Source organism: Rhizobium sp. RAF36 (assembly GCF_052114105.1).
Lineage (GTDB): Bacteria > Pseudomonadota > Alphaproteobacteria > Rhizobiales > Rhizobiaceae > Rhizobium.
On the sequence record NZ_JBFREC010000011.1, the window covers coordinates 17,235 to 43,801 of the forward strand.

Sequence of the window (26,567 nt, forward strand, 5' to 3'; positions counted from 1 at the left end):
TGCCTCCAGAGCTGAGGCTGATGATGGACAACTGGCCGCAGGCGAGGCGGTCATGAGGGTAAGGGACGAAAATATGGGTAAGGTTACAGGCTTTCTGGAAATCGACCGGCAGGTTGCGAAGTATCAGCCCGCGTCGGATCGTATCCGGCATTTCCGCGAATTCACCATCCCGATGTCTGACCCGGAAGTGCAGAAGCAGGCAGCCCGCTGCATGGACTGTGGCATTCCCTATTGTCATGGCCCGACCGGCTGCCCTGTACATAACCAGATCCCGGACTGGAACGACCTCGTCTACAACAACAACTGGGAAGCAGCGATCCAGAACCTGCATTCCACCAACAACTTCCCGGAGTTCACCGGCCGCGTCTGCCCCGCGCCCTGCGAGGAAGCCTGCACGCTGAACCTTGAAGATACGCCTGTGGCGATCAAGACGGTCGAACAGGCAATCGCCGACAAGGCTTATGAGCTCGGCTTCATCCGCCCGCAGCCGGCGACCGTTCACACCGGCAAGAAGGTTGCGATCATCGGTTCGGGTCCGGCCGGTATGGCGGCTGCCCAGCAGCTCGGCCGCGCTGGTCACGAGGTTCATCTCTATGAGCGCGAGAGCAAGGCCGGCGGCCTGCTGCGCTACGGCATTCCTGATTTCAAGATGGAGAAGAACTTCATCGATCGCCGCGTCGAGCAGATGAAAGGCGAGGGTGTCACCTTCCATTGCGGCGTCAATGTCGGCGTCGACGTCACCGTCGAACAGCTCTTGGCGGATCATGACGCGGTGCTCTATTGCGGCGGCTCGGAAACTCCGCGCGAAGCCGGTATTCCGGGCACGGATTTCGCAGGCGTTCACGACGCGATGCCTTATCTCGTGCAGCAGAACAAGCGCGTCGGCCGCGAGAATATCGACAGCGTCGGCTGGCAGGCGGATCCGATCTTGGCCGGTGCCAAGCATGTCGTCGTCGTCGGTGGTGGCGATACCGCATCGGACTGCGTCGGCACGGCGTTCCGCCAGGGCGCCGTCAAGGTGACCCAGCTCGACATCCGCCCGCAGCCGCCGGAAAAGGAAGACAAGCTCGCCGTCTGGCCGTTCTGGGCCACGAAGATGCGTACCTCGTCGTCTCAGGCCGAAGGCGCTGTCCGCGAATTTCAGGTCGCAACGCTCGAATTCGTCGGCGAAGACGGCGTGTTGACCGGTGTGAAGTGCTGCGAAGTCGATGAGCGCCGCAAGCCGGTTCCCGGTACGGAGTTCGTGATTAAGGCCGATCTCGCCTTCATCGCTATCGGCTTCCGCGGCCCGTTCACCGACAGCGTGCTCAAGGAACTGGACGGCAAGCTGACGCTGAACACCGACCGCCGTGGCTCGACCAACGTCGTTGCCAACGACAAGGACTACAAGACCTCTGTCGACAAGTTCTGGACCGCCGGCGACGTGCGCCGTGGCCAGTCGCTGGTCGTCTGGGCGATCCGCGAAGGCCGCCAGGCCGCGCGCGCGATCGATGAAGCGCTGATGGGCTCGACGGTTCTGCCGCGCTGATCTGATGAGAGATTGAATTGAAGAGGGCCGCTTCTGCGGCCCTTTTATTTTGCCGAAACCTGCTTCGGTTCTTTGGCAGCGGGAAGCCTGTAGTCATCGACCCGGCCGGCGGGTGCCTGTTCGACCATGCCGTCCTGCACCAGAATGTCGCGTGGCGATTTCGTCAGCGATACCGGCGGTGCCTTGGCGCCGAGCAGTTCGGATCCACCGTCGAGATTGGGATCGGAGAGGCTGATCGGCTGCGTGTGCGGCGCGTTGGGTTCCGGCAGGCCGAGGCTCGGCAGGTTGCTGGTGTCGAGGCGCACCAGGTCCGGGCTTGCCTGGGTGCCGAGAATGCGGCGTGCCGGCTTCTCGACATAGAAGGCAACCTTGCGGCGCCCCGCCTGCGTCAGGTTGATGCCGTCGGAGGTGCGCAGGCGTACCTGCTGGCCGTTGATATCCGAACCGGTGACGATGAACTCGCCACCCTCGTTGACGAAGCCGTCCCAGATGTCGACGAACTCGCCGCCGGCACTTTCAATCTGTTTTCGGAACAGCTGGTTCATCTGCACGGCATCCGCCGTCATCGAATCCGAATCGAAGGCCGGGAGACCGACCCAAAGCAGCGGGATCTTGCGGCTTGTCACTTCCTTGCCGAAATTCAGCACACGCTTCTGGTATTCGGCATACCATGCGTCGGTCCGGAATTTCTCCTTGGTGCCGTTGATCGCCATCTGCTGGCGGTCGTTGGCGCCGATCATCACGACGACGATGGCGGGCTTGACCTCGTCCATCATCTTCAGCAGCTGTTCGGGCCAATCGTAGTAGTCGTCGCGGACGAGGCCTGACGAAACATTGCCGCGGGCATCGATGACGACGCCGGGAGAGGTCTTGAAGGCTTCGGTCATGCCATCGCCAAGGCCGCTTGCCAGAAAGTCGCCGACGATCAGGATCTTCTGGGCATTTTCCTGCTTCTGAACGACGTCCTCATCGGGCACGGGCGCCACAGCCTTCGGCGCAGCCGCTGCCTTGGGCGGCGCAGTGCGCTTCTTCTGCGGGCGGGGCCGCTGGACATCGGGCGCTGGCGGATATTCTTCTTCGACGGCGCGGCGGCCGAGGAAGAAATCGAGGATCGAGCGGCGCTGATAGCGCTCCTGGGCGTCGGCAAAATGGACAGGCGCAGTCAAGCCGAACGACAGTACCAACGCAGCCGTCAGCAGCGTTCGTCCGCCGAGTTTCCGCTTGTGATCAGACTTCCGCATGGTCATGCCCCGCATCTCGCGCCATTTTCGCATGGAGTGGGCGTAATCGTCCACTCACAACGCGATTTGTGCCGCGGATTCTTCCTGTTAGCGCCGCAGCGCGTTCAGAAGAGGAAGCGAAGGCTCGCCATCCGTCTGCATGCCGAGACGCTGCTGGACTGCCGAAATGGCGGCTTTCGATCCGGAGCCGAAATTGCCATCGACTTCGCCGTCGTAATAGCCGAGCGTCTTCAGACGAGTCTGGAGCTCGAACTTTTCCTTCACATCAAGCGTACCATCTGGCCGCGGCCAGCGCTGCTTCATGCCGCCATAGCCGGCAATCTCATCGGCAAGCAGACCGACGGCGAGAGCATAGCTGTCGGAAGCATTGTATTTCTTGATGGTGAAGAAGTTCGAGGTCATCAGGAAACCCGGGCCACCCGGGCCGCCCGGCATTTTCAGCTGCGCCTTGGTCGAAGCATCCTTGAAGCTTTTGCCGTTCGGGCGGGTCAGACCCATCGCGGCCCATTGAGCCAGCGTGTGGGTCTTGCCTGCCTGCTTGGCCGCACTTGCGGGAACCTGGACTTCGTAGCCCCAGGTCTTGCCTGTGTCCCAGCCATTTTTGGCCAAGAGGTTGGCCGAAGTCGCCAATGCGTCCGGAACCGAATTCCAGATGTCGCGATGGCCATTGCCATCGGCATCGACGGCGTAAAGCAAGTAGCTGGTCGGGATGAACTGCGTGTGGCCCATGGCGCCGGCCCAGGAACCGGTCATGCCGTCGGCGGAGATATCGCCGTTCTGCAGAATCTTGAGTGCGGCAATGAGCTGCTTCTGGGCAAATTTCGCCCGGCGCTCATCGGCATAGGCAAGCGTTGCCAGTGCGCGCGGCACGTAATGCAGGCGGTCGTCTTTGGCGAGCACGGCGCCGTAATTCGATTCCATCGACCAGATGGCGAGAATGATCGTCTTGTCGACGCCGAAATGGCGCTCGATGGCGTTCAGGGTCGAGGCGTGCTTTGCGGCCATTTTGCGACCGATCTCGACTGTGTAGGGGTTAACCCGGGAATCCACATAGTCCCAAATCTTGGTGGTGAATTCCGGCTGAAAAGCCGCCTTTTCAAGGACTGTAGGGTCAGGTTCGCTCACACCCGCGAAGGCTTTGCGGTACGTTGCCTTGCTGATGCCATTTTGCGCGGCAGTTTGATAAAAGTCCGCGATCCACTTTTGGAACCGCTGGTCGGCGGCTGCGTTATGCGGAGCCAATCCGGCGGAAGCGGTCACAACGAGGGCGAGAGCAAGACCACGAAGGGAGTATTTGTGATTTTTGGTCATCGGCAGTCCGTATCCGTCATCTCTGTTACAAGTGCGGCGGAGGGGCATTCCGTCCGGACCCGAGACTACCGGAACGAAGTCAACAAATTCTTTACCATGACAACGTCTTCCCGTCATCATTTGTAAAACAGTAGCGAATTTAGCTTAATTCACCCCAAATAGCTTGAGTTCAAAGCGATAAGCCCCCCAGGAGGTTCTACGTGACGCAGCAGAAAAAGGTTCGTAAGGCGGTATTCCCGGTCGCAGGTCTTGGAACGCGGTTCCTTCCGGCAACCAAAGCCGTTCCGAAGGAAATGCTGACCGTCGTCGATAAACCGATCATTCAGTATGTGGTCGACGAGGCGCTGGAAGCGGGTATCGAGCATTTCGTGTTCGTCACCGGCCGCAACAAGCACATCATCGAAGACTATTTCGATATCCATTTCGAGCTGGAGCAGACGCTGCGCGAGCGCAGCAAGAAGGCCGAGATGACGCTGCTGGCCGGCCAGCTGCCGAAAGCAGGTACTGTCAGCTTTACCCGGCAGCAGGAGCCGCTTGGTCTTGGGCACGCCGTCTGGTGCGCCCGCGAGATCGTCGGCGACGAGCCTTTCGCGCTGCTGCTGCCTGATATGATCATGAAGGCCGAGGGCAAGGGCTGCATGAAGGGGATGATCGATCTCTATGCTCAGAGCGGCGGCAACATCATTGCCGTCGAAGAATGCGAGCCGGATCAGACGCACAAATACGGCATCGTCGGTGTCGGCGAGGCGATCGGTGAAGGCTTCCGCATCACCGGCATGGTCGAAAAGCCTGCCAAGGGTACGGCACCGTCGAACTTCTTCATCAACGGCCGCTACATCCTGCAGCCGGAGGTCTTCAAGATTCTCGAAACCCAGGAGCGCGGCGCGGGCAACGAAATCCAGCTGACCGACGGCATGCTGAAGCTTCTGACGTCGCAGGATTTCGCGGGCTATCACTTCAAGGGAACGACCTATGACTGCGGCGCCAAGGATGGTTTCATCCTCGCCAACGTCGCCTTCGCGCTCGACCGCGCGGATATCCGCCCGACCGTCGAAGACGGCTTCAAGGCTCTGCTGAAGGGTCTTTAAGGCCTAGCGTTTCAGCCGCAAACCGACACCGGCTCGCCATTGCTGCGAGTCGGTGCCTTCATCCCGCGTCGTCAGCTCGTAGCCGAGAGTGCTGGTGAGATCGAGATAGCGGTTGATGTTCCAGATGAGACCGGCACTCGTCGTATAGACCGTCTCATCGCTGCTCGCTCCGGCCGGATAGTCGCGCAGCATCACCCCACCCAGAACCGTTGCCTGCAGGTTGTCGCGCAGCTGATGCGTGATCGTCGTCGTCAAGGCGTGCGAGACATAGCCGCTCAGCCCCGGCGTCGTGGAAGGCTGGATGCTGGTCTGCAGGTCGAAATTGACATTGGTACCGCGCAGCGGCGACCAGAGGATATTGGCGTCGACAGTCGCCGTATCGATCGAGGCCAGGCGGTCATCGTCGAAACTTGCGGTTTCGTATCCGGCGCTGACTTCGCCCCTGAGCTTCTCGCCGAGATCGACCTGCACGCCGGCCTTGGCGCCGTAGCTGTTGCCGGAGCGGGCGTAGCCTGAGCTGTCGCGGGTCTCGTCGTAGGCGGTCTTGCCGACAGTGCCCTCGATGAAGGGGATGAGTGCCGGGGAGAGCTCATAGCCGATGCGGGCGCGGAGGGTGCCAGCGGTCTGGTCGCGGTCGCTGAGGGAAACGTCCGTGCCGTTGGCGAGCGTCACGTCGGAATAGATGGTCCTGACGACATCGAGTTCGGTGGTGCCGCGCAGCACGCCGAAGTCGCGCTCGATTGAAGCACCGGTGCTGAATTCCTGAACATTCGACTGCTTGCTGGCATCGGAGATCGCGTTAGGATCGTCGGTGTCTTCACGGTAGAAGCGGTAGCCGCCCTTCAGATGCGCGACCGTATCCTCTGGCAGATCGAGGCGCAGATCGCCGTCGATCTGGAAGGAGGGCTGCTCTTCGCCTTCGCCGCTGATATTCTGCTGCCAGCTGCCCTGGCTGGTGACGGTCAGCTGGTGCAGCGCCCAGTCGGAGGTGAGTGTCGCGTTGCCATCGGTCTGCAGGAAGCCGCGGCTTTCCTTGGTGCCATTTTCCTTGGTCGTCTCGGTATTGATCGACTGCGTAATCGATGGGCGCAAGATGAAGGTGCCGATGCGGATGCCGTCGGTATCCTTCTCGGTCAACGCATCGTCGGCCTTGCGCGGCAGACGGCGTTCGTCGATCGCCGGTTCGCGGGTGTTGAGGCGGCGCATGTCCTCGTCGAGGATCGAGCCTGTCGTCTCGTCGCTTGGCTGCTGATCGCCTGATGCCGTCGTGGATGACGCGCCGTTCTGCTGGGCGGCGCCGGTCTGGGTGCCGGTTGCGGTGTCATCGGGGGAGGGCACGCCGGGCTGGCCCGGATCCGGAACACCATCGCCATCCAGGTCGGCCGCCTGTGTCTGTTGGCCGCCGGTGTTGCCGCCGGAGGAATATTGGGAGGAGGATGAGTAGCCAGATGTGCCGCTGCCGTAGCTCTGCGCCGATTGGGCGAACGCGGACTGCGGCAATGCTGCGGCGGCCAGGAGAACGGCAGACACGGCAAAGCGCGTCGCACGGAGCGGCGTCAAACTGCTCGTATCACGTTCCTTGCCCATTCAGAATCCGCGTGTGGCATGCTTCAACTCGTTACCTGAAAGTAAAACGTCATAGTTAATCATTCGTTTAGACTGGTGCTCCGGGCCGTCGTTTCGACCGAGACAGCAATGGACAGCCACAGTGAAAAGCGCTAACGCAGGCGCATGATGAGGAAAGCTGTCAATCTGGCCGAGAACAGTGTGCTGGAATCCGCGAAGCGGACTATCACGACGGAGCGGCGCGGTCTCGAGGCGCTCGAGCGCGCGCTCGACAACGGGCTTTCCGGCCCATTCTCCCAAGCGGTCGAAACGATCGGCGGCATCAGCGGCCGGGTGATTGTGACGGGCGTCGGCAAGAGCGGTCATATCGGCGCCAAGCTGGCTGCGACATTCGCCTCGACAGGAACGCCTGCCTTCTTCGTACACGCCGCCGAAGCCAATCACGGCGATCTCGGCATGATTGCCAGGGACGATCTGGTTCTGGCGATCTCCAAGGGCGGCGAGAGTGCCGAGCTTCGCAGCATCATCTCCTATACCCGCCGGTTTTCCATCCCGCTGATCTCGATCACCTGCGGCGCGGAATCGTCACTCGCCAAGGCCTCGGATGTGGTGCTTCTCGTTCCGAACGAGGAGGAAGCCTGCCCGAACGGTCTCGCGCCAACCACCTCTACACTTATGCAGCTGGCAGTCGGCGATGCAGTGGCGGTAGCGCTGCTTGAGGCGCGCGGGTTCACGGCGCGCGATTTCCATGTGTTTCATCCCGGCGGGAAACTCGGCGCCAGCCTGGCGCATGTCGGTGACATCATGCATACCGGCGAGCGCGTGCCGTTGGTGCCGCAGGGTACGCCGATGCCGGATGCGATCCAGGTTCTGTCGCGCAAGCATTTTGGCTGCGTCGGCGTTCTCGATCAGGACGGCCGGCTTTGCGGCATCGTGACCGAAGGGGACATGGCGCGCAATCTGACGCGCAATCTGGCCGAACTTGTTGTCGACGACATTATGACGCGGACGCCGAAGGTGGTGAAGCCGTCAGTGCTGGCAACCGCTGCGCTGGCACTGCTCAACAAGCACCATATCGGAGCGCTGATCGTCGTCGATGACGACAACCGCCCGGTCGGGCTCATCCATTTCCACGATCTCTTGCGGATTGGCGTCGCCTGATCAGGCGGCCTCAACCGTCAGGTCGCGGCCATTGCTGGCGACGACCTTGACGCGGGTGCCGACCGGAAGGTCGGGCCCCATGACCTGCCATATCGTATCGTCGAGACGAATCCGGCCACGTCCCTCGCGGATCGGTTCAGCCAGCGTTGCCGTGCGGCCGACAAGGCTCGCGCCGCGCTGATTGAGGAAGGGCTCGTCCGTTGCGTCGTGGCGCAGCGTTAGCTTGCGGCCAACGAAAGTTGTCGCCACGGCAAAGGCCGCGAAAAGGATCAGTTGCACTTCCCAGACCCAGAAGCCTGCGTCCCATAGCAGAAACGAAAGGACGCCGACGGCGAGCGCCGCAAGCCCGATCCAGACGAGGAAGAAGCCGGGCACGATCATTTCGGCGGCCAGCAGGATTAGACCGATCACCCACCAGCTCCACGGGCCAAGCTCTGCAACGATGCGTGCCAGCATGCGTCAGCGCTCCGGGTTCTGGTTGAACGGGTTTACGGGTGGCGTGCTGCGCTGGGTGACCTGGCGGGAAGGCTGCGGGGCGGGTGGGGTGCTGCCGTCGCCGAAGACTTCCTTGGCGATGGCGCCGATACCGCTCAGCGAGCCGAGAATAGAGGATGCCTCGATGGGCATCAGCACGACCTTGGAATTGGGGGCCGAACCGATTGAGGTCAGGGCTTCGGTGTATTTCTGCGCCACGAAGTAGTTGATTGCCTGGACGTCACCGGCGGCGATCGCTTCGGAGACCATCTTCGTCGCCTTGGCTTCGGCTTCGGCCAAGCGTTCGCGCGCTTCGGCGTTGCGGAAGGCGGCTTCGCGCTGGCCTTCGGCCTGCAGGATCGCCGACTGCTTGGCGCCTTCGGCGCGCAGGATCTGGGCGTTTCGCGAGCCTTCGGCTTCTAGAACCTGGGCGCGCTTCTCGCGCTCGGCCTTCATCTGGCGGGCCATGGCATCGACGAGGTCACGGGGCGGCTGGATGTCCTTGATCTCGACGCGGGTGACCTTGATGCCCCAGGGATGCACGGCCTCATCGACGACGCGCAGCAGGCGGTCGTTGATCGCGTCGCGGTTGGAAAGCAGCTCGTCGAGGTCCATCGAGCCCATGACCGATCGGATGTTGGTCATCGTCAGGTTGAGGATGGCGTTTTCGAGGTTCGAGACCTGATAGGCGGCCTGTGCGGCGTTCAGCACCTGATAGAAGGACACGGCATCGGCGGAGACCGAGGCATTGTCCTTGGTGATGACCTCCTGGGTCGGCACGTTCAGCACCTGTTCCATGACATTCATCTTGGCGCCGACGCGCTCGATGAAGGGGGTGATCAGGTTGAGGCCGGGCTCCAGCGTCCGCGTGTAGCGGCCGAAGCGCTCGATCGTATAGCGATAGCCCTGCGGCACCGTCTTGATGCCCGCAAAGAGCACCAGAATAACGAAGATGACGAGTGCGATGACGACGATGTCGAAGCCGCCCAGGACCATGAAATTCCTCCACCGGTTGTTGCCGGAATATCCGGCACACATCAAACGTGGAGACTTATCCCGTTATTTGCAATGATCCGCAACAAAAAGCCGCTGGCTGGGTCAGACCCAGCCAAGAAGCTCACGCCGCACCACCTTTTCGAGCACGCGCATGCCGTCTTCGCTGTCATTCAGACAGGGGATATGCGCGAATTTCTCGCCGCCATTCTCGTGGAAAGAGTGGGCTGCCTGCTCGGCAATCTCTTCCAGCGTTTCGAGACAGTCGGACACGAAGCCGGGGTTGAGTACCGCGATCTTCTTGACGCCGTCCTGCGCCAGCTTCTCGACCGTCTTGTCGGTATAGGGCTGTAGCCACTCCTCAGGCCCGAAGCGGGATTGGAAGGTGACCATGAACTTGTCTTTCGGCAGTCCGAGACGTTCGCGCAGCAGGCGGCCGGTCTTCTGGCACTGGCAGTAATAGGGATCGCCCTGCTTGAAGTAGGACATCGGGATGCCGTGGAAGGAGGCAAGGATCATCTCCGGCTTCCAGTCCAGCGTGGCGAGATGGTTGGTCACCGAGTTGGCGAGCGCCTCGATATAGGTCTCGTCGTCGTGATAATCAGGGATGGTACGCAGGGCCGGTTGCCAGCGCATGGTGAGCAGCTTCTGGAACGCCTTGTCGTTTACCGTTGCCGTGGTTGCTGCGGCGTATTGCGGATAGAGTGGGAAGAGCACGATACGGTCGCAGCCGGCGGCCTTCAGGCTGTCGATCTTCGAGGCGATCGACGGGTTCCCGTAGCGCATCGCCCAATCGACGACGACATTCGGCAGGTCCTTCAGGCGCTCGGCCATCAGGTCCGACTGGCTGCGCGTATAGGTGCGTAGGTAGCTCTCATCCTTGTCCTTGTTCCAGATCAGCTCATAGGCCTTGCCGACCTTGCCGGGGCGGGTGTTCAGCACGATGCCGAACAGGATCGGGTACCATTTCCAGGGCGACCATTCGATGACACGCTTGTCTGTCAGAAATTCGCGGAGGTAGCGGCGCATCGAGCTGTAGTCGGTGCCGTCGGGCGTTCCGAGATTGACGAGCAGCACGCCCACCTTGCCGAAGGTCACAGGCGGGTGTTCCGCCGGGCGGTTCGAAATTTCAGCGGTCGTCATTCTGGCCCCAACGCTCTCATGTCTTCGCCGGCTCATACGCAGCCGGACGTGATTGGTTCAACCCTATAAGTAGAAAAGCCGGCCCGGGGAACCCCGGACCGGCTTTCGAGATCGGGACAAATCGTCTTACTTCGCCGGAAGCTTCAGCTCTTCGCCAACCATCAGGCGGCGCGGGTTCGGGCTGCCATTGGCTTCGGAGATCTTCCTCCAGAGCTCGCCATTGCCGTAGAACTGCTTGGCGAGATCCCAGAGCGTGTCGCCAGCGGCAATGACGTGGCTGGCGGGCGTTGCCGTTGCCGGAGCAGCCGCAGCCGGTGCCGCAGCGGGAGCCGCGGCCGGTGCTGTTGCTGCCGGAGCCGCAGCAGGGGCTGCCGGTGCGGCGGCACCAGCGGCTGCGATCGCCGTCACGCGTCCATCGGTATAGGGCTTGTAGGGGTTGTGCGCCGTCAGGTATCCGACAGTGACATCGGCGAGATCGGGGCCGAAGTCGTAGGCATTCTTGCCTGCTGTGTCGAAGATCGAATAGCCATCGCCGCCAGCGCGCATGAAGTTGTTGGTCGCAACGCCGTAGGTCTTGGCCGGATCGATGGCGACGAAATTATCGCCGTCCTTGACCTGCACATCGCTGACGCGGCTGCCGACCGGCTTGGAAATGTCGAAGCTGTATTTCAGACCGGCAACCTGCGCGAAGCGGCCGGCACCCTGGTCGATCTGGCTGACACCGTTTTCGAGCGCCTTGACGACGTCGGCACCGGTCAGTTGGAAGGTTGCCAGTGTATTCTGGAACGGCAGAACGGTGATGACTTCGCCCTGGGTGACTTCGCCGCCATCGATCGAGGCGCGCAGACCGCCGCCGTTCTGGATGGCGATCTGGACGCCCTGGCTCTTGGTGCGGTCGAGCATGGCATCGGCCACCAGATTGCCCATCGAGCATTCCTGGACGCGGCAGATGGTGCGATCACCCTCGATCGGACCTTCCGACGCGCCGATGACCTTCTTGCGCAGGTCTTCGATCGGCTTTGCCAGCTCGGCGATACGGGCGGTGAGCGCCGGATCCGGGGTGAACGTCGAATCGATCAGGATCGGATCGCCCTTGGCACTCTTGACGACGCCGTTGTCATCAAAATCGACGACGAGATCGCCGAGATACTTGCTGTAGGATGCGGCCTGAACGACCGGAACCTTGTAGCCGCCCGGGTTGTCGACCAGCGTCGGATAGGGGCCCTCGGCCTTCGGATCGGTGTTCGACAGCAGGCTATGCGAATGGCCGCCGACAACGACGTCGACATCGGGGATCTTGGCGATTGCCGAGAGGTCGCGCGGATAACCGACATGGGTCAGCGCGATGATCTTGTTGATGCCCTGTGCCTTCAGCTCCTGAACGGCTGCGGTGATCGAGGCGACGTCGTCGGCGATCAGAACCTTCGGGCCAGGCGAGGAGAGTTCTTCCGTATCGTTAGTGACGGCGCCGACGATGCCGACCTTCTGGCCGCCGACATCGAGAACCAGCGATGGCTTGATGCGGTCGCCGAGCTTCGAGCCGTCACCGGCAAGGACGTTAGCCGAGATGACCGGGAACTGCACCTTGTCGAGGAAGGTGGCGAGGCCGTCTTCGCTGTCGTCGAATTCATGGTTGCCGACGGTCATGACATCGAACTTCATGGCGTTCAGCACTTCGGCTTCGGCTGCACCCTTGTAGGTCGTATAGAACAGCGAGCCCTGGAAGTTGTCGCCGGCGTTGAGCAGCAGCACGTTCTGGCCGGAGAGGGCCTGGCGGCGCTGGTCGATCGCGGTCTTCAGGCGGGCGGCGCCGCCGAAGCATTCCTTCTTGCCTTCTTCCTCGGCAGAGCAGGTGGAATCGAACTTGTTGATCGATTCAATGCGGGAATGGAAATCGTTGATGTGAAGAATATTGAGCTGATAGTCGGCGAAAGCCGCGCCCGTGCTGAGCGCCAGCATGGATGCCGTCAGCAGACCGAAACTAAAGGATTTCGTCATCCTGTTCTCCTGATTTTCCGGCGGCAGCGCTTACCCCTGGCTGTTCCGCCGATCCCTCTTAGCCGTTTTTACCCGGCGCGCCGGATGTTTTCATCTCACCTGCGCAACCGCAAGCGAAAAGCTGGGCCAATGCTCGCGCTTTCCAAGTGGCGGTAAACAAAAAAGCTCCCGCGAAGGGGAGCTTTTCATTCTCGGTAATCGGTGAAGCGCGGTTACAGGCTGCGCGTCAGCGTGAATTGCGCGCCGGCATCCGAGGTGCAGTTCAGCTGGCCCTGATTGACCAGTGCGCAGTTGACCTTGGACTGGGTCTTGCGCACCAGCGAGGTCATGTTGATTTCCACCAGAGACGGCCCGGTGTTCACATAGGTACCGGATGCCAGCAGCTGGTTGCTGTCGGTCGTGCGGGTGGTGAAGGTGCCAGCCTGGAAGGTGGAGACGATGCCGTTCGGATCGCGCCATGCGCCTTCGACGCCCGTTGGCGCGGCACGGGTGGAAACCGGCATAGGACGGGGATCAGAGGAAACACAAGCTGCGAGCGCTGCTGCTGCAGCCGCGAGCGCGGCAATATTTCTCAACTTCATAAAGCTTCTCCGGCGATTGGCGGCGGACGATATCCGCAAGTTCTGGAAAAAACATGGCGCGGGGCGGCCGCCAAGGCAAGCCTTCTACAAGCTGCAAGCGAAATTACACAGCAGGCGTTACAAAAATGCCCGCCTTTCGGCGGGCATTTTGTCTCTACCGGTTCGCGATTACGTGCGAACCAGGATGTTCTTGAACTGCCATGGATCCTTGGTGTCGATGTCCTCGGGGAAGAGGCCCGGGCGCCCATCGAGCGGGGTCCAGTCGGTGTAGTGTCCTTCGACCGGGCCGAGGTAAGGCAGCTGCACTTCGAGGCAGCGCTTGTAGTCGATCTCGTCGGCTTCGACGATGCCGGCCTTCGGGTTTTCGAGCGCATAGACCATGCCGGCGAGAACGGCCGAGGTGACCTGCAGGCCGGTGGCGTTCTGGTACGGCGCGATGCGGCGGGTTTCTTCGAGCGACAGGCGCGAGCCGAACCAGTAGGCGTTCTTCTCGTGGCCGTAGAGCAGCACGCCGAGCTCGTCGATGCCTTCGACCAGTTCGTCCTCGTCGAGAACGTGGTGCACAGGCTGCGCCGTGCCGCCGTTGCCGAACATCTCATGCAGAGAGAGAACAGCGTCGTTGGCAGGATGGTAGGCGTAGTGGCAGGTCGGGCGGAAGGTGACTTCGCCGTCCTTGTCGCGAACCGTGAAATAGTCGGCGATCGAGATGGATTCGTTGTGTGTGACGAGGAAGCCGTACTGCGGGCCAGGCGTCGGGCACCAGGTACGAACGCGGGTGTTGGCGCCCGGCTGTTCCAGGTAGATCGCTGCCTTGTTGCCCTTCTTGTGCTTCTTGGCGTTCTTCGGCATCCAGTTTTCGTGGGTGCCCCAGCCGAGTTCCGCCGGCTGCAGGCCTTCGGAGATGAAGCCTTCGACCGACCAGGTATTCCAGAAGACGTTGAGCGGCTTCGGGGTCTTGGTGAGCTGCGTGTCGCGCTCGGCAATGTGGACGCCCTTGACGCCAAGCTTCTTCATCAGCTTGGCCCAGCCTTCGCGGTCATGCTGATCCGGCTCTTCGAACTTCAGGCCGGTGTCGTTGGCGAGGTTGACCAGCGCCTGCTTGACGAACCAGGAAACCATGCCCGGATTTGCACCGCAGGTGGAAACGGCCGTTGCGCCGCCCGGGTTCTTTTCCTTTTCCTTGCGCACGGTTTCGCGCAGCGCGTAGTTGGTGCGGTCGGCGTTCTTCATGCTCTTGTCGAAATAGAAGCCGAGCCACGGCTCGACGACGGTGTCGATGTAGAGAACGTCAAGCTTGCGGCAGAGCTTCATCAGGTCGAGCGAGCCGGTGTCAACCGAGAGGTTGACGCAGAAGCCCTGGCCTTCGCCTTCGGTCAGCAGCGGCTTCAGGAGGTCCTTGTAGTTGTCCTTCGTCACATATTCCTTGATGTGACGGACGCCGTGCTTCTTGAGGATTTCCATGTCGCCCGGCTCTTCGCGCGGGTCGATGACAACCAACCGGTTCTTGTCGAACTTGAAGTGGCGCTCGATCAGCGGCAGCGTGCCGCGGCCGATGGAGCCAAAGCCGATCATCACGATCGGGCCGGTAATTTCGGCATATACCGGGTGGGTCTGTTCCGTCATTCTTTTCTCCTGTGGAAGGCGGCGAAGGCAATCAGCCTCAAGAATTCTTCAAAATGCGCTGAAAATAAGCGAAGTGACCGGCTCTAACCATAAAATGGCGTCACAATAAAGAGCGTTTGGTCCGGGAAAGCAAATATCAGGCGGGCGCCAGCTGCTGTGCAAGGCTGTGCAGCTTCTGCACGAGGTCAGCTTTCTGCAGCGTCAATCCCTTGTAGGCGGCCTGATGTTCGTCCAGCGCGTCGAGTTGTGACGCGAAGCTTGAGGCGAGTTCCGCGGCCCGCGGGTGATGTTCGATCGCTGCAATCGGATCGACATAGACGCGGATGGTGAAGACGATATCGCCTGAGACGGGAAGCTTGCGCAGCGTCTGCCGCTCGACGCGGGCGAAGCGGTCGGCGAGCGTGAAATCGTCGGAGGATGGCGGCCGGCGGTGCTTGGAGAGCGGCAGGAAAAGATCTCCAGTCGTGTTGACCGACCAATTCATCCGCTCGACCGGCTGGGTGACCTGCAGATTGTCGAAGATGCGGGTGATCAGCGCCGCGTTGCGCGTGCCCTCGCTGAAACCGGGCACATCCGCATGGATCGCCTGCATCGGACGGCCGAACTTTTCCTGCAGCGACCAGGAAGACGGGAAGGAGACGTGGCCTGCGACCAAATGCCAGCCATCATCCTTGCGGCGCATGATGACGAGATCATCGGCAACAAGGAGGCCGGCTTTCACCAGCGGCGGCAGTGTGCTGTCGGCGAGATCAACTTTGGTACCCGCTGTTTCAATAACGCTGCCGTGGCGGGCATACAGATCGGGATGGGCAGAGCAGAGATAATCCGCAAGCAGTGCCAGACATTCTTCCTGCGCCGCCAGCGTATCGTCTTCGGCGACAAACACGTCTTCGCGATGGACACCGATGAGGCCACGCTTCTCGCCGAGATAGCGCGCCAGATCGGCATCCGGCTCGATCCACCTGCCGATATCGAGCGGCATCAGGCCGATGGTGAAGGGCCTGGATGATCCATCATAGGGTGTGTAAGCGGGAAGTTTCATTGTCAGGAAACTGCCGATTTGCTAGGTTTGATGCAAGAGTAAAGCGCTTATCCCTTCAAAGCTTCCAGCCCTTCATTGACCGTCGTCAATGCCACTTCCGTCACCTCATACTCCGCAACGCCGTGCAGCGTGAAAGGATCGGCCGCGACGTAGGCTTCGATATCGGCGCGGTCGCCGGTGGCGAAAATCACGCCGCCGGTGCGCGGGACCTTGCGGCCGGAGGCGAGGAACCAGCCTTTTGCATAGCCTTCCTTCACCCAGGCCATGTGCGTCTCCATGTGCTTGTCGGCCTCCTCGTTGGGCTTCACGTAGGTGAGGGAGAGAATGAACATGTTCCGATCCTGAAAGCTGTGTGCCGTTATGAGGCTGTTGATAACCGAAATGGGACTGGTCCATCCATCTTCTTTTTAGACTTTCGCCGCAATGTGCCACACATCGCCACAGCACGCCCGGGACCATCGGATGACCCAGATATCGGAGCGGCTTGCGGAGTTGCAGGAAGAAAGTGCCGTGCTGATCGGGCTCTACGATCAGGATGACCGTTTGCAATATGCGAACGCCGCCTTTCGCTCCATCTTCGCCATTGAGCCGGACGAAACGCCCACATGGGCCGAACTCATGCGCCGCAACACCAAGGCCGGACGCGGTACGATCATCCGTACAGCCGATTTCGAGGCTTGGCTGATTTCGGCGCAATCGCGCCGCGGCAAGCTGCCGTTCCGCGCCTTCGAGACCGATGTCGTCGATGGCCGCTGGTTCTGGATGACGGAGACGGTTCAGCGCGACGGCTGGATGCTCTGTATCGCCAGCGACATCACGCATATGAAGACCAGCCAGCGCGATCTCCGGCAGGATCGCGACTTCGCACTGAAAGCATCGCAGACCGACGAGCTGACGGGCATTTCGAACCGGCGTTTCATGATGGCGGCGGTTGAGAACATGATCCTGCGGCAGGGTTCGGCCATGTCGATCAGTGGCTGCATGTGCATCATCGATCTCGATTTCTTCAAGCGGATCAACGATAGCTTCGGCCATCAGGTGGGGGATCTGGTGCTGATCGATTTTGCCCGCCGCGTCCAGCCGATGGTCCGTCGCCGCGACAGTTTCGGGCGGATCGGCGGCGAGGAGTTCATGCTGGTTTTGCCGGATACGACGCTGGAACAGGGGGAGAAGATCGTCGACCGGGTGCTCGACCGTGTCCGCGTTGCGCGGCCGCTGCTGGCTTCGCCGGCATTTTCCTATACCTGCTCCGCCGGGCTGGCAGAGCTCAGGATCGGCGATACGGTGCAGCAGATCTACGCGCGGGCGGACGAGGCACTCTATGTTGCCAAGCAGAGCGGCCGCGATCGGCTGAAGATCGTCGCCTAAGGCAGGAGCATGGCGGGGATCAATCCGCGCAGCGAGTTGCCCATGTAGAGCTTGCCGGCGGCGACATCGGCAAGACCGATGCGGCCGACGCGCGCCTTGCGCTGGCAGATCAGCTCGGTGCGCAGCACGCCGGCCAGCAAGCCGCAGGAGATCGGTGGCGTGCGCAGAATGCCGGAGCCGTCATCGAGGAAGACCGAGGTAATGGTACCCTCGCAGACCTCATCCTTCTCATTGAGCATCAGCACTTCGTCGGCGTCAGCGGCTGCATATTCCGCCCGCGCCGTCTCATAGACCTCGCGGCGGGTCGTCTTGATGCGCAGCAGCTTGTCGCTGCTATCAAGGCGTTGGGCGGCGAGTTTCACTTTCCAGATGGTGTCAGGCGCCAACGGCACGAAGGGGGCGCTGGTCACCTCGATCCGGCCATTGGCGTCGAAGGTCAGCCGGACACGGAGCGGGGCCGCCGCATCGTGAACCGCCTCTTGCAGAGCTTCGGCCGCAGCCCGAGGGGCGGGAAAACCGATACGGCGGGCAGAGCGTTCGAGGCGGGCGAGATGCAGCCGCAGCCGGGTGAAGCCCACTTCCGAATCCCAGCGCATCGTCTCGATCAGCGAGAAATCGCTCATCGGGCAATCTCCTGATCGCCGATCGCAAAGCGCGCCTTCAACAGGCACTCCTCATACTCGGCCTCGGCGGTGGAATCGAAGACGATCCCGCCGCCGACATTGAAGACGGCGCGGCCGTCCTCGAAGAGGCTGATGGTGCGGATGGCGACGGAGAAGCGCATGGCGCCCGAGGGGGCAATCATGCCGATCGCTCCGCAATAGACATCGCGCGGCTGGTCCTCGAGATCGTCGAGGATCTGCATGGCGCTGAGTTTGGGGGCGCCGGTGATCGAGCCGCAGGGGAAGAGAGCGGCAAAGATATCGCGGATCGTCAGATCGGGAAGCAGCTTCGCCTGCACATGGCTCACCATCTGGTGCACCGTGGGGTAGCTCTCGATGTCGAAGAGTTTTGGCACGTCGAGCGTGCCGACTTCGGTGATGCGCGAGATATCGTTGCGCAGGAGATCGACGATCATCCGGTTTTCGGCCTGGGTCTTCACATCGGCCAGCATGGCGGCCTTGATCGCTTCATCCTCTGCCGCATCGGCCCCGCGCCGGGCGGTGCCCTTCATCGGATGCGTCTCGATCCAGCCGTCCTCATCGGTGCGGAAGAAGAGTTCCGGCGAGCGCGAGAGTATGATCGGACCGCCGCAATCGGCATAGGCGCCGTATTTGACCGGCTGGCGCTCGATCAGCGACCAGAAGGCGGCGAGCGGATCGCCACTCCAGCGCGCTTCGACAGGCATCGTCAGGTTCGCCTGGTAGCAATCGCCCTGGCGCAGGTGCCAGTGGAGGCGGTCGAAGCGCTTCCTGTATGTCTCGAAATCCCATCCGGCTTTCGGGGCTGTCAGGAATTCCTCGTTGTCGCGGCGGCGCACCGGCTGCGACAGGGGATGGTCATCCGGTGCGGGGCCGTCGAAGACGCCGAAGCAGAGGAGTGGTGACTGGCGATCGGTGGGGAGTTTCGGGGCGAGCTTGTCTTCGAAGAGGTAGCCGGCCTCGTAGGAGATGTAGCCCGCCAGCCATTTGCCTGCGGCCTTGGCGTCCTGCATTCGCTGCAGGGCGGAGAAGAATTCGGCCCGGTCGTTCGCGATTATGGTTTCGGACGGCTCGGCGAAGAGCATCGTCTGATCGGTTGTGTCGTCGCGGAAGAGGATGAATGGGCTCAATTTACGCCTCCCTCATTCCTGTGCTTGTCACATGAATCCAGTGCGCCCAAGTCCTTGGGCGCGGAAGAGCCACTTCACGGCGCAGACGCGCCGTGGCTGGATTCCTGTGACGAGCACAGGAATGAGGGAGTGGGTGGGTTGGCGTCATTCGTTCTCTCTTGGACGGCAGTAAGGACGGCGTAACCCGCCTGAGATGCGGAAAGCCGTCTCGCTGATCGCCTTTCGTCCACCTTCCCCCCGCGAGAAGGAGGCCTATCGCTTCAGCCCTTATCCAAAGCTTCCAGTTCGTCGATCAGCCCTTCGATCATCGACAGTCCCTTGCTCCAGAACGACGGATCGGTGGCATCCAGGCCGAAGGGCTTCAGGAGTTCGGAATGGTGCTTGGTGCCGCCGGCCTTCAAGAGCTCGAAATACTTGTCCTGGAAGCCCTTGTCCGCCTTCTGGTAGACGGCATAGAGCGAGTTCACCAGGCAGTCGCCGAAGGCGTAGGCATAGACGTAGAAGGGCGAGTGGATGAAGTGCGGGATATAGGTCCAGTAAGTCTCGTAACCCTCGGAAATCTTGATCGCCGGTCCGAGGCTCTCTGACTGAACCGACAGCCAGAGTTCGCCGATATCGTCGGAGGTCAGTTCGCCGGCCTTGCGGGCCGTGTGCAGCTTGCGCTCGAATTCGTAGAAGGCGATCTGGCGCACGACCGTGTTGATCATGTCCTCGACCTTCTGGGCGAGCATCGCCTTGCGCTCGCGCTTGTCCGCCGTCTTGTCGAGCAGGGCGCGGAAGGTCAGCATCTCGCCGAAGACCGAGGCGGTTTCGGCCAGCGTCAGCGGCGTCTGGCACATCAGCGCGCCCTGTCCGCCGGCAAGAACCTGATGGACGCCGTGGCCGAGTTCGTGGGCGAGCGTCATCACGTCGCGCGGCTTGCCCATGTAATTGACGAGCACATAGGGATGGGCCGACGGCACCGTCGGATGCGCGAAGGCGCCCGGCGCCTTGCCGGGGCGAACTGGCGCGTCGATCCATTGTTCGTCGAAGAAGCGCCTGGCGATATCAGCCATCTCGGGGGCGAAACTGCCATAGGCGGAGAGAACGGTATCCTTCGCCTCGTTCCAGGAAATGACGGCGTTTGAGGTTTCCGGCAGCGGCGCGTTGCGGTCCCAGAAATTCATCTGGTCCATTCCGAGCCATTTCGCCTTCATCTTGTAATAACGGTGCGACAGACGCGGATAGGCCTGCTTGACGGCGGCGGCCAAAGCATCGACCACTTCGCGCTCGACGCGGTTGGCAAGGTGCCTGGAGTCGGCGATATCCTCGAAACCGCGCCAGCGGTCGGCGATGTCCTTGTCCTTGGCGAGCGTATTGGTAATCAGCGTGAAGACGCGGATGTTGGCCTTGAAGGTTTCGGCCAGCGCCATCGCGGCCTTGTGGCGGGCTTCCGGGTCCGGGTCCTGCAGCATGTTGAGCGCGACCTCGAGCGGCACCTTCTCGCCGTCGATCTCATAGCGAAGCTCTGCCATGGTTTCGTCGAACAGGCGGTTGAAGGCGGCGGCCGATGTCATCGACTTTTCGAGGAAGAGCTGCTCCAGCTTATCGTCCAGCTGATAGGGTTTGTCCTTGCGAAGATCGACCAGCCAGGGGCGGTAGTGCCCTGCAGCCGGGTCATTCTCCATGCAGGCATCCATGACGGCGTCGTCGATGCGGTTCAGTTCCAGCGCGAAGAACAAGAGGTGGCCGGAGAATTCGGTGATACGCGCCTGCACGTCGCCATACAGCTTGCCGTTAACAGGGCTCGTCGTATCGGAGAAATAGGTGAGGCCGGCAAACGAGCCGAGACGGCCGATGATGTCGTCGAGCGCTTCATATTCCTTCAGCGCCTGGCCGATGCCATCGGCGCCGGTCTTGGTGGCGGCTTCGGCAAGCTTGCCTTTCCATTTATCCTCGAAGGCAACCGCGTTCTTGCCTGCCTTTTCCATGTCGCTGGTAAAGGCCGTCGAGGTTGCCGAGGGGTAGAGGTCCTGCAGTTTCCAGACCGGAAGATCGCCGAGTGCAGCGTCGGCCGCGCCACCGGCAGATGTTGCCGAGAAATTAAGACCGGCAGCGTTGAGCGCAAAATTCATGGCGAAGCTCCTCTTCCTCATTCAAGACAGGTCTGACTACCTAAGCGCCGGAAGGTCCCGCATCAAGGGGCTTTCGGCGCGTTAAAGGCCCCGGTTCGATACGGAATCGCCATCGTCACAATCGTTAAAATGCGATTATTTCTCAAAACTGGATGTTCAAGCCTTTCAGGCAGAGTGCAACCTAGGTTTCGCATGAAGTGAGGCGACAATGACCGGTTACAATGAGCTCAAAGGGGCAGGGCAGATACTCGTGGTCGAGGATGACCCGGTACAGCGCCGTCTGTTGAAGAACGCAATCGAGCGCCACGGGCACGTCGTCCATCAGGCAGAAAACGGCCGTATCGGCCTGGAGATGGTCAAGCGCGATGCTGGTCTCTTCAACGTCATCGTGCTCGATCTGATGATGCCTGAGATGACCGGTCTCGAGTTTCTGGAAGCGGTGCACGAATTCGGCACACAGATCCCGGTGATCGTGCAGACCGGGCAGGGCGGCATCGAAACGGTCGTCCAGGCGATGCGCGCCGGGGCCTTCGATTTCGTCGTCAAGCCTGTCTCGCCCGAGCGGATCGCCACGTCGATCGCCAATGCGATGAAGCTTGACCAGCGTGAAGTGAAGGCCCGCTCCGGCCGCCGTTCACGCTCCGGCGTCGTTGGTTTCGATGATATCGTTTCGGCAAGCCCAGCAATGCTTCGTGTCATTGATCTGGCGCAGCGCGCCGCTCAGTCGAATATCCCGGTCGTTCTCGAAGGTGAGTCCGGCGTCGGCAAGGAGCTTGTTGCCCGGGCGATCCAGTCTGCCGGCGACCGTTCCGGCAAGCCGTTCGTGACCGTCAACTGTGGTGCTATCCCGCATAATCTGGTCGAGAGCATCCTGTTCGGTCATGAGAAGGGCGCGTTCACCGGCGCGACCGAGCGCCATACCGGCAAGTTCATGGAGGCCGATGGCGGCACGATCTTCCTCGATGAAATCGGCGATCTGCCGCTTGAGGTTCAGGTCAAGCTGTTGCGCGCCGTCCAGCAGGGCGAGATCGAGACTGTCGGTGCCCGCACCGCACATAAGGTCAATGTCCGGCTGATTTCGGCGACCAACAAGGATCTGATCGAGGAGGTCAAGAACGGCCACTTCCGCGAGGATCTCTATTACCGCCTCAACGTCTTCCCGATCACGATTCCGGCGCTGCGCAAGCGCAAGGAAGACATTCCGCATCTGGTGCGCGTCTTCACCGATCGGTTCTCATCAGAGCAGAAGAACGGCCATCGCATGACCGTCAATTCCGGTGCGCTGGCACTGCTGACGGCTTACGACTGGCCGGGCAACATCCGGCAGCTGGAAAACGCCATCTTCCGTGCTGTCGTACTGGCGGAAGGCTCTGAGCTGACGGAATCTGATTTCCCGCAGATTGCGGCGCAACTGCCGGAATATGATGTGATCGATCACCTGGCGCTGGTCGCCGACAACACGCATCGCGATCACGATGCGGAGTTTGCGGCATCCGATTATAGCGTTCCGCCGCCCTCGGTTCTCGATGTTGCGCATCGTCACTCCGATAGCGCCGAAAACGCGATCGCGAGCGTCAATCCAGCCGGCGAGGTGAGGAAACTTGCTGACGTCGAAGAGGAGTTGATCCGATTCGCCCTTAAATTCTACCGGGGCCAGATGAGTCAAGTGGCGAGGAAACTGGGGATCGGCCGTTCGACGCTGTATCGCAAGCTGAAGGACTACGGCATTGACCCCGATAATCCCCAGAAAGACGCGGCTTAGTCCACAATCCGTTAATATTCCCGCAAGCATGTTCGGTTACTGTTCATAAACCACTTGTTAGTCGATCGTTGACTATGTAAAGAAAAGGTTGATCGTGTGTGGCATTTTTGCCATCGTGTCACCGCATTTGACAGTCATTGGGACAGCCGGACATTTGGCAGTCTGACGGGGATTGAGTTTGCCGGATCTGAATGAGCATACCAAGCCTTCGCGCTTGAGCTGGCGTACGCTGTGCGCCAACGTTGGCGGAAAGGTGGTCCGGACGGCAATGGCCGCCCTCCTCGCGCTTGCGGTATCCTCACCTGTATTCGTCGGCACGCCTTCCGAAGCGGCCGGCGAAACACGCAGCCTGAAGCTCTATTTCATCCATACGGGTGAAAAGGCCGTCATCACCTACAAGCGCAACGGCAAGTTCGACCCGAAGGGTCTTGAGCAGCTGAACCGATTCCTTCGTGACTGGCGCAAGAACCAGCCGACGAAGATGGATCCTCATCTGTTCGACCTGATCTGGGAAGTCTACCGCCAGAGTGGCTCGAAAGATTACATCAACGTCGTTTGCGGTTTCCGCTCGCCGGGCACCAATGCGATGCTGAAGTCGCGTTCGCGCAATTCTGGTGTCGCCGAGAAGAGCCAGCATATGCTCGGCAAGGCGATGGACTTCTTCATTCCTGACGTGAAGCTAGCGACGCTGCGTGCGATCGGAATGAAGATGCAGGTCGGCGGTGTCGGCTTCTATCCGAAGTCTGGTTCGCCCTTCGTGCACATGGATGTCGGCGGCGTTCGTGCCTGGCCGCGCATGAGCCGCGATGAGCTCGTCCGCCTCTTCCCGAAGGGCAACACGCTTCATATCCCTGCCGACGGCACGCCGCTTCCCGGCTACCAGCAGGCATTGGCCGACTACAAGCGCCGTGTGAATTCCGACCAGCTCGTCGCTGCCGTCGGCGGCGACAATCTCTCTGAAACGAAGAAGCCGAAGACGCTTTTTGCAGCGTTGTTCGGTGGCGGTGCGGACGAAGAAGAGGATAGCTCGGACGATTCGGCTCCTGTCGCTGTTGCCAAGGCAACGCCGACCAAGCCTGAAGCTCCGGCCGCCGCGGCCGAGCCGGTGCAGGAAGAAGTTCAGGTTGCCGCCGTTAATGCGCCGGTTCCGCAGGTTCGTCCGGCATTCGCCGGTCAGCTGGGCGGTGGCGAAGTTGCCAATGCGATGCTTCCGGCCAATTCGGGCAATGCAGCTCAGCAGGCTCTTGCTGCCGCAACGGCGCAGGAAGATCAGCCGCAGCAGTTTGCCGATCTCAGCACCTATCATGTTCCTATTCCGGAACTGCTTGGTCAGCGCCGCGAGCCGGGTGATGCGGAAGTGGCTTCCGTCGATCCGTCCATTCCTGTTCCGACGCCTGTTGATCGTCCTGTTGCTGCCGAAAACCTTCTGGCTGCGGCTGCTGATGCTGATCCAGATGCTGCGGGCGACGAAGCGGAAGCCGAACAGCTTTCTCCTGCCGTTGCACAGCAGCTCGACAAGGATAGCGCTGCTTCCGGTCCGCAGGTTGCCGCTCTCGCGCCGGCGACGGTCGAGCAGGCGATCAATGCCGCTATGCCCGGATCGAAGCCTGTCGCCGCCAAGACGCCGGTGCAGCTTGCAGCACTTGCGCCGACAAAGTCTGCGAGCTTCGGCGATAACTTCGATCTGCCTCAGCAGCAGGTCAGCGTTGATGATGCCGTTCCTGTCACGCCGTCCAAGGGTGGCCGTCCGACCAAGGCCGTTGCCGCTGCCGCCGATGCAGGCCGTGCTTCGGTTCGCACCGAGCCCAAGCTGACGCAGAAGATGATATCGCAATGGGCGCTCACCAATGCGCGCCTCGAAATGGTCACCAAGCCGGTCAAGGCACCGCGCTTCGTCAGCCAGACGCTCCGCGCACAGCCGACCGCCGTCTACGCCGAAGGCTTCAACGTCAAGACCGCTTCCATCGATCCCGGCCGTTTCAGCGGCACGGCCGTCAACTTCATGGAAGTGAAGAAGTTCAACACGAACTGAGACGTCCAATCGTTTGACAAAGGCCGCTGGAGCGATCCGGCGACCTTTTTGTTTGTGGACCCGTCAGGCCATAGAAAAAGCCGCCGAGGCGCGGGGCCTGGCGGCTTTTTGAACTATGCCGTCGAGGCTCAGCCTTCCGGCGGCGACTCGATCATGCCGAGAGCATGCAGGTAGGTGTCGAGGATCGCATCTTCTTCCATGCGCTCCTGCTCGTCCTTCTTGCGCAGGGCAACGACCTTCTTGAGGATCTTGGTGTCGAAGCCCATGCCCTTGGCTTCGCCGTAGACGTCCTTGATGTCGTCGGCGATGGTCTTCTTTTCTTCTTCCAGGCGTTCGATACGCTCGACAAAAGCGCGAAGCTGATCGCGGGCGACGCCGTGAGCATCAGACATCCGTGTTCTCCTGATTTTTGCGGATTGAAATTCGTGGGCGTTGACTGCCGTGAAGCGGCGCCGCGGTCAAGCCCCTTCGGCCATCATCGGCTTATTTGTGCGGGTTGTTCGTGTCGAAAGCGGCTTTCTGTGCTTCCGAAGCCTCGTTCTGGTGGAGGGTTTTCCACTGCTCGTACGGCATGCCGTAGACGATCTCGCGGGATTGATCCTTGGTGACGGGCACGCCGGTTTCCTCGGCGGCTTCCCGGTACCAGTTCGACAGGCAGTTGCGGCAGAAGCCTGCGAGGTTCATCAGGTCGATGTTCTGCACGTCGGTGCGATCGCGCAGATGCGCCACCAGCCTGCGAAAGGCGGCGGCCTCGAACTCTGTCTGCTGTTCTTTCGTCAGGTCGGTCATATCGCTTCCTTCATGCATAGGGGCCGGTGCGCGACGGGTGCACCTTGTATTCGTGCAGAACCGGATCGGCATTCATCGCCTCGAAGACCGGCGCCAGCCGCGCCGCCCAATCGGCGATGCCGGCCTCGTCGCCGATCAGGTCCTGGCGGACTTCGAGCAGGGCGTGCGGCATGCCCGATACCATGCAGTGCCGGTACATGGTGTCACCCTTCAACGCGCCGTCATAGGGTTCGTTATCGCCGACAATGAGATCGGGATCGCGGCGCAGCATGTCAAGCAGCGGGCCGACGGCGCGGTGGTCGCTGTCCCAGAGGACGGCTGCGTGCCACGGGCGGGGAACGCCCTTCCAGGCCGGCGTATAGGAATGCAGCGACAGCACCAGCGGCGCCTTGCCGGTGGCGCTCGCCACCTTGGCGATCTCTGCTGCCACGGCATCGTGATAGGGCCGGTGGAAGCGCTCGATACGGTTCTGCCATTCGGCGGAGGAGATCGGGTGGTTGCCCGGAATGATGGCGCCATCCGAGATCTTCATGATCAGCGTGGGGTCGTCCTCACCGCGGTTCGGATCGATCAGCAGCCGCGAGAAGCCGCCGAGGACGGCGGGAACGCCGAGCCTGGCGGAGAGGCTGCGCACCAGCCCCTCGATGCCGATATCGTAGGCGATGTGGCGCGAGAAGGCGGTCTCCGGCAGGCCGAGCATGCCGTAGCTTTCCGGCAGCCGGTTCATGGCGTGATCGCCAAGGATCACCATGCCGCTGTCATGATTGCCGGGTAGGATTTCGAAGGGTTTGAAGTCTTCCATCAGCGAAGGGCCATTCGTCATTTCGGGCAAGGCGCCACTGATCGCATGCACGTGCCGGAGGTTCAAGCGGGATGAGACGGCAACAGCCGTGACTCGCCGGTCACAAGCAGGTTATGAAAGGAATATAATCGATTAGCATCGCGTTGACATTCGCGGGATGGCGGCGCAAGAAGGCACGGG

General features: G+C 61.2%; 23 protein-coding genes. 6 read left to right on the forward strand and 17 right to left on the reverse strand.

The annotated features are described in order from the left end of the window. Positions 1–52: 52 nt before the first annotated feature. Positions 53–1,528 (forward strand): glutamate synthase subunit beta, encoded by a 1,476-nt coding sequence (locus tag AB4Z25_RS26415; protein ID WP_442210070.1) that lies wholly within the window; start codon positions 53–55, stop codon positions 1,526–1,528. 44 nt (positions 1,529–1,572) lie between these two features. On the opposite strand, the gene AB4Z25_RS26420 is transcribed toward AB4Z25_RS26415, so the two are convergent. Continuing rightward, on the reverse strand, positions 1,573–2,775 hold the full coding sequence (locus tag AB4Z25_RS26420; protein ID WP_112538718.1) for a DUF459 domain-containing protein: 1,203 nt from the start codon (positions 2,773–2,775) through the stop codon (positions 1,573–1,575). Positions 2,776–2,856: 81 nt separating this feature from the next. Further along, the gene (locus tag AB4Z25_RS26425) at positions 2,857–4,080 is read right to left on the reverse strand and encodes a lytic murein transglycosylase (RefSeq protein WP_112385533.1); all 1,224 of its coding nucleotides are present in this window, start codon (positions 4,078–4,080) and stop codon (positions 2,857–2,859) included. Between the two features lie 200 nt (positions 4,081–4,280). Here AB4Z25_RS26425 and galU point away from each other — a divergent pair, with 200 nt between their 5' ends. Continuing rightward, entirely contained in the window at positions 4,281–5,168 is an 888-nt protein-coding gene (gene galU / locus AB4Z25_RS26430; protein WP_112385532.1) for a UTP--glucose-1-phosphate uridylyltransferase GalU, read from the forward strand. 3 nt (positions 5,169–5,171) lie between these two features. Here the strand turns inward: galU and AB4Z25_RS26435 are convergent, their stop codons facing one another. Beyond that, on the reverse strand, positions 5,172–6,755 hold the full coding sequence (locus tag AB4Z25_RS26435; RefSeq protein WP_112538652.1) for an outer membrane beta-barrel protein: 1,584 nt from the start codon (positions 6,753–6,755) through the stop codon (positions 5,172–5,174). A gap of 144 nt (positions 6,756–6,899) precedes the next feature. On the opposite strand from AB4Z25_RS26435, the gene AB4Z25_RS26440 reads away from it, so the two are divergent. Further along, complete coding sequence (locus AB4Z25_RS26440; protein WP_112538653.1) at positions 6,900–7,895, forward strand: KpsF/GutQ family sugar-phosphate isomerase; 996 nt, start codon at positions 6,900–6,902, stop codon at positions 7,893–7,895. On the opposite strand, the gene AB4Z25_RS26445 is transcribed toward AB4Z25_RS26440, so the two are convergent. The 8 genes from AB4Z25_RS26445 to AB4Z25_RS26480 form a co-directional block, all read right to left on the reverse strand. Next, the gene (locus AB4Z25_RS26445) at positions 7,896–8,351 is read right to left on the reverse strand and encodes an NfeD family protein (RefSeq protein WP_112538654.1); all 456 of its coding nucleotides are present in this window, start codon (positions 8,349–8,351) and stop codon (positions 7,896–7,898) included. A gap of 3 nt (positions 8,352–8,354) precedes the next feature. After that, positions 8,355–9,365: an SPFH domain-containing protein gene (locus AB4Z25_RS26450; protein WP_112538655.1), complete on the reverse strand. Its 1,011-nt coding sequence runs from the start codon at positions 9,363–9,365 to the stop codon at positions 8,355–8,357. 102 nt (positions 9,366–9,467) lie between these two features. Next, positions 9,468–10,505, reverse strand: a complete 1,038-nt coding sequence (hemH, locus tag AB4Z25_RS26455; RefSeq protein WP_112538656.1) for a ferrochelatase — start codon at positions 10,503–10,505, stop codon at positions 9,468–9,470. Positions 10,506–10,631: 126 nt separating this feature from the next. Beyond that, positions 10,632–12,503: a 5'-nucleotidase C-terminal domain-containing protein gene (locus AB4Z25_RS26460; RefSeq protein WP_112538657.1), complete on the reverse strand. Its 1,872-nt coding sequence runs from the start codon at positions 12,501–12,503 to the stop codon at positions 10,632–10,634. Positions 12,504–12,715: 212 nt separating this feature from the next. Continuing rightward, a complete protein-coding gene (gene omp10, locus AB4Z25_RS26465; protein ID WP_112385525.1) occupies positions 12,716–13,084 on the reverse strand; it encodes an outer membrane lipoprotein Omp10 in 369 nt (122 codons plus the stop codon). A 168-nt stretch (positions 13,085–13,252) separates the two neighbouring features. Further along, complete coding sequence (locus AB4Z25_RS26470) at positions 13,253–14,707, reverse strand: homospermidine synthase (protein ID WP_112538658.1); 1,455 nt, start codon at positions 14,705–14,707, stop codon at positions 13,253–13,255. A gap of 136 nt (positions 14,708–14,843) precedes the next feature. Continuing rightward, positions 14,844–15,749: a heme-dependent oxidative N-demethylase family protein gene (locus tag AB4Z25_RS26475; RefSeq protein ID WP_442210075.1), complete on the reverse strand. Its 906-nt coding sequence runs from the start codon at positions 15,747–15,749 to the stop codon at positions 14,844–14,846. A 47-nt stretch (positions 15,750–15,796) separates the two neighbouring features. Next, positions 15,797–16,081 carry a YciI family protein gene (locus AB4Z25_RS26480; RefSeq protein ID WP_112538660.1) on the reverse strand — a complete coding sequence of 95 codons (285 nt, stop codon included), beginning with the start codon at positions 16,079–16,081 and terminating at the stop codon, positions 15,797–15,799. Between the two features lie 130 nt (positions 16,082–16,211). Between AB4Z25_RS26480 and AB4Z25_RS26485 the strand changes: the two genes are divergently transcribed. Next, positions 16,212–17,117, forward strand: coding sequence for a sensor domain-containing diguanylate cyclase (locus tag AB4Z25_RS26485; RefSeq protein ID WP_112538661.1), 906 nt, complete (start codon positions 16,212–16,214; stop codon positions 17,115–17,117). Here the strand turns inward: AB4Z25_RS26485 and AB4Z25_RS26490 are convergent. The 3 genes from AB4Z25_RS26490 to AB4Z25_RS26500 all read right to left on the reverse strand — a co-directional run bounded on the left by AB4Z25_RS26490 (position 17,114) and on the right by AB4Z25_RS26500 (position 21,002). Continuing rightward, positions 17,114–17,740 (reverse strand): aminotransferase class IV family protein, encoded by a 627-nt coding sequence (locus AB4Z25_RS26490; protein ID WP_112538662.1) that lies wholly within the window; start codon positions 17,738–17,740, stop codon positions 17,114–17,116. The genes AB4Z25_RS26485 and AB4Z25_RS26490 overlap by 4 nt on opposite strands. After that, positions 17,737–18,843 carry an aminodeoxychorismate synthase component I gene (locus AB4Z25_RS26495; RefSeq protein ID WP_442210193.1) on the reverse strand — a complete coding sequence of 369 codons (1,107 nt, stop codon included), beginning with the start codon at positions 18,841–18,843 and terminating at the stop codon, positions 17,737–17,739. Before AB4Z25_RS26495 ends, AB4Z25_RS26490 begins: the two co-directional genes overlap by 4 nt. 305 nt (positions 18,844–19,148) lie before the next feature. Next, the gene (locus AB4Z25_RS26500) at positions 19,149–21,002 is read right to left on the reverse strand and encodes a M3 family oligoendopeptidase (protein WP_112538663.1); all 1,854 of its coding nucleotides are present in this window, start codon (positions 21,000–21,002) and stop codon (positions 19,149–19,151) included. 208 nt (positions 21,003–21,210) lie between these two features. Here AB4Z25_RS26500 and AB4Z25_RS26505 point away from each other — a divergent pair, with 208 nt between their 5' ends. Together AB4Z25_RS26505 and AB4Z25_RS26510 are read left to right on the forward strand one after the other, a co-directional pair. After that, entirely contained in the window at positions 21,211–22,764 is a 1,554-nt protein-coding gene (locus AB4Z25_RS26505; protein ID WP_112538664.1) for a sigma-54-dependent transcriptional regulator, read from the forward strand. A 178-nt stretch (positions 22,765–22,942) separates the two neighbouring features. Continuing rightward, positions 22,943–24,796: a DUF882 domain-containing protein gene (locus AB4Z25_RS26510; protein WP_112538665.1), complete on the forward strand. Its 1,854-nt coding sequence runs from the start codon at positions 22,943–22,945 to the stop codon at positions 24,794–24,796. 128 nt (positions 24,797–24,924) lie between these two features. Here AB4Z25_RS26510 and AB4Z25_RS26515 read toward each other — a convergent pair whose 3' ends face one another. The 3 genes from AB4Z25_RS26515 to AB4Z25_RS26525 all read right to left on the reverse strand — a co-directional run bounded on the left by AB4Z25_RS26515 (position 24,925) and on the right by AB4Z25_RS26525 (position 26,387). Next, positions 24,925–25,188: a DUF2312 domain-containing protein gene (locus tag AB4Z25_RS26515; RefSeq protein WP_007822869.1), complete on the reverse strand. Its 264-nt coding sequence runs from the start codon at positions 25,186–25,188 to the stop codon at positions 24,925–24,927. A 91-nt stretch (positions 25,189–25,279) separates the two neighbouring features. Continuing rightward, a complete protein-coding gene (locus AB4Z25_RS26520) occupies positions 25,280–25,585 on the reverse strand; it encodes a DUF1244 domain-containing protein (RefSeq protein ID WP_112538666.1) in 306 nt (101 codons plus the stop codon). A 10-nt stretch (positions 25,586–25,595) separates the two neighbouring features. Then, positions 25,596–26,387 (reverse strand): N-formylglutamate amidohydrolase, encoded by a 792-nt coding sequence (locus tag AB4Z25_RS26525; RefSeq protein WP_112538720.1) that lies wholly within the window; start codon positions 26,385–26,387, stop codon positions 25,596–25,598. Positions 26,388–26,567: the final 180 nt, after the last annotated feature.

What these genes read in the sequence shown, in the direction of transcription:
- AB4Z25_RS26480 (WP_112538660.1), bottom strand. Translation starts at nt 16,081, where the DNA reads ATGTTCATTCTCTCCCTCACCTACGTGAAGCCCAACGAGGAGGCCGAC.
- AB4Z25_RS26435 (WP_112538652.1), bottom strand. Translation starts at nt 6,755, where the DNA reads ATGGGCAAGGAACGTGATACGAGCAGTTTGACGCCGCTCCGTGCGACG.
- omp10 (WP_112385525.1), bottom strand. Translation starts at nt 13,084, where the DNA reads ATGAAGTTGAGAAATATTGCCGCGCTCGCGGCTGCAGCAGCAGCGCTC.
- AB4Z25_RS26520 (WP_112538666.1), bottom strand. Translation starts at nt 25,585, where the DNA reads ATGACCGACCTGACGAAAGAACAGCAGACAGAGTTCGAGGCCGCCGCC.
- AB4Z25_RS26500 (WP_112538663.1), bottom strand. Translation starts at nt 21,002, where the DNA reads ATGAATTTTGCGCTCAACGCTGCCGGTCTTAATTTCTCGGCAACATCT.
- AB4Z25_RS26515 (WP_007822869.1), bottom strand. Translation starts at nt 25,188, where the DNA reads ATGTCTGATGCTCACGGCGTCGCCCGCGATCAGCTTCGCGCTTTTGTC.
- AB4Z25_RS26425 (WP_112385533.1), bottom strand. Translation starts at nt 4,080, where the DNA reads ATGACCAAAAATCACAAATACTCCCTTCGTGGTCTTGCTCTCGCCCTC.
- AB4Z25_RS26495 (WP_442210193.1), bottom strand. Translation starts at nt 18,843, where the DNA reads ATGCTCTTCGCCGAGCCGTCCGAAACCATAATCGCGAACGACCGGGCC.
- AB4Z25_RS26440 (WP_112538653.1), top strand. Translation starts at nt 6,900, where the DNA reads ATGATGAGGAAAGCTGTCAATCTGGCCGAGAACAGTGTGCTGGAATCC.
- AB4Z25_RS26470 (WP_112538658.1), bottom strand. Translation starts at nt 14,707, where the DNA reads ATGACGGAACAGACCCACCCGGTATATGCCGAAATTACCGGCCCGATC.
- AB4Z25_RS26505 (WP_112538664.1), top strand. Translation starts at nt 21,211, where the DNA reads ATGACCGGTTACAATGAGCTCAAAGGGGCAGGGCAGATACTCGTGGTC.
- AB4Z25_RS26485 (WP_112538661.1), top strand. Translation starts at nt 16,212, where the DNA reads ATGACCCAGATATCGGAGCGGCTTGCGGAGTTGCAGGAAGAAAGTGCC.
- AB4Z25_RS26490 (WP_112538662.1), bottom strand. Translation starts at nt 17,740, where the DNA reads ATGAGCGATTTCTCGCTGATCGAGACGATGCGCTGGGATTCGGAAGTG.
- AB4Z25_RS26460 (WP_112538657.1), bottom strand. Translation starts at nt 12,503, where the DNA reads ATGACGAAATCCTTTAGTTTCGGTCTGCTGACGGCATCCATGCTGGCG.
- AB4Z25_RS26445 (WP_112538654.1), bottom strand. Translation starts at nt 8,351, where the DNA reads ATGCTGGCACGCATCGTTGCAGAGCTTGGCCCGTGGAGCTGGTGGGTG.
- AB4Z25_RS26450 (WP_112538655.1), bottom strand. Translation starts at nt 9,365, where the DNA reads ATGGTCCTGGGCGGCTTCGACATCGTCGTCATCGCACTCGTCATCTTC.
- AB4Z25_RS26420 (WP_112538718.1), bottom strand. Translation starts at nt 2,775, where the DNA reads ATGACCATGCGGAAGTCTGATCACAAGCGGAAACTCGGCGGACGAACG.
- AB4Z25_RS26525 (WP_112538720.1), bottom strand. Translation starts at nt 26,387, where the DNA reads ATGGAAGACTTCAAACCCTTCGAAATCCTACCCGGCAATCATGACAGC.
- AB4Z25_RS26415 (WP_442210070.1), top strand. Translation starts at nt 53, where the DNA reads ATGAGGGTAAGGGACGAAAATATGGGTAAGGTTACAGGCTTTCTGGAA.
- hemH (WP_112538656.1), bottom strand. Translation starts at nt 10,505, where the DNA reads ATGACGACCGCTGAAATTTCGAACCGCCCGGCGGAACACCCGCCTGTG.
- AB4Z25_RS26475 (WP_442210075.1), bottom strand. Translation starts at nt 15,749, where the DNA reads ATGAAACTTCCCGCTTACACACCCTATGATGGATCATCCAGGCCCTTC.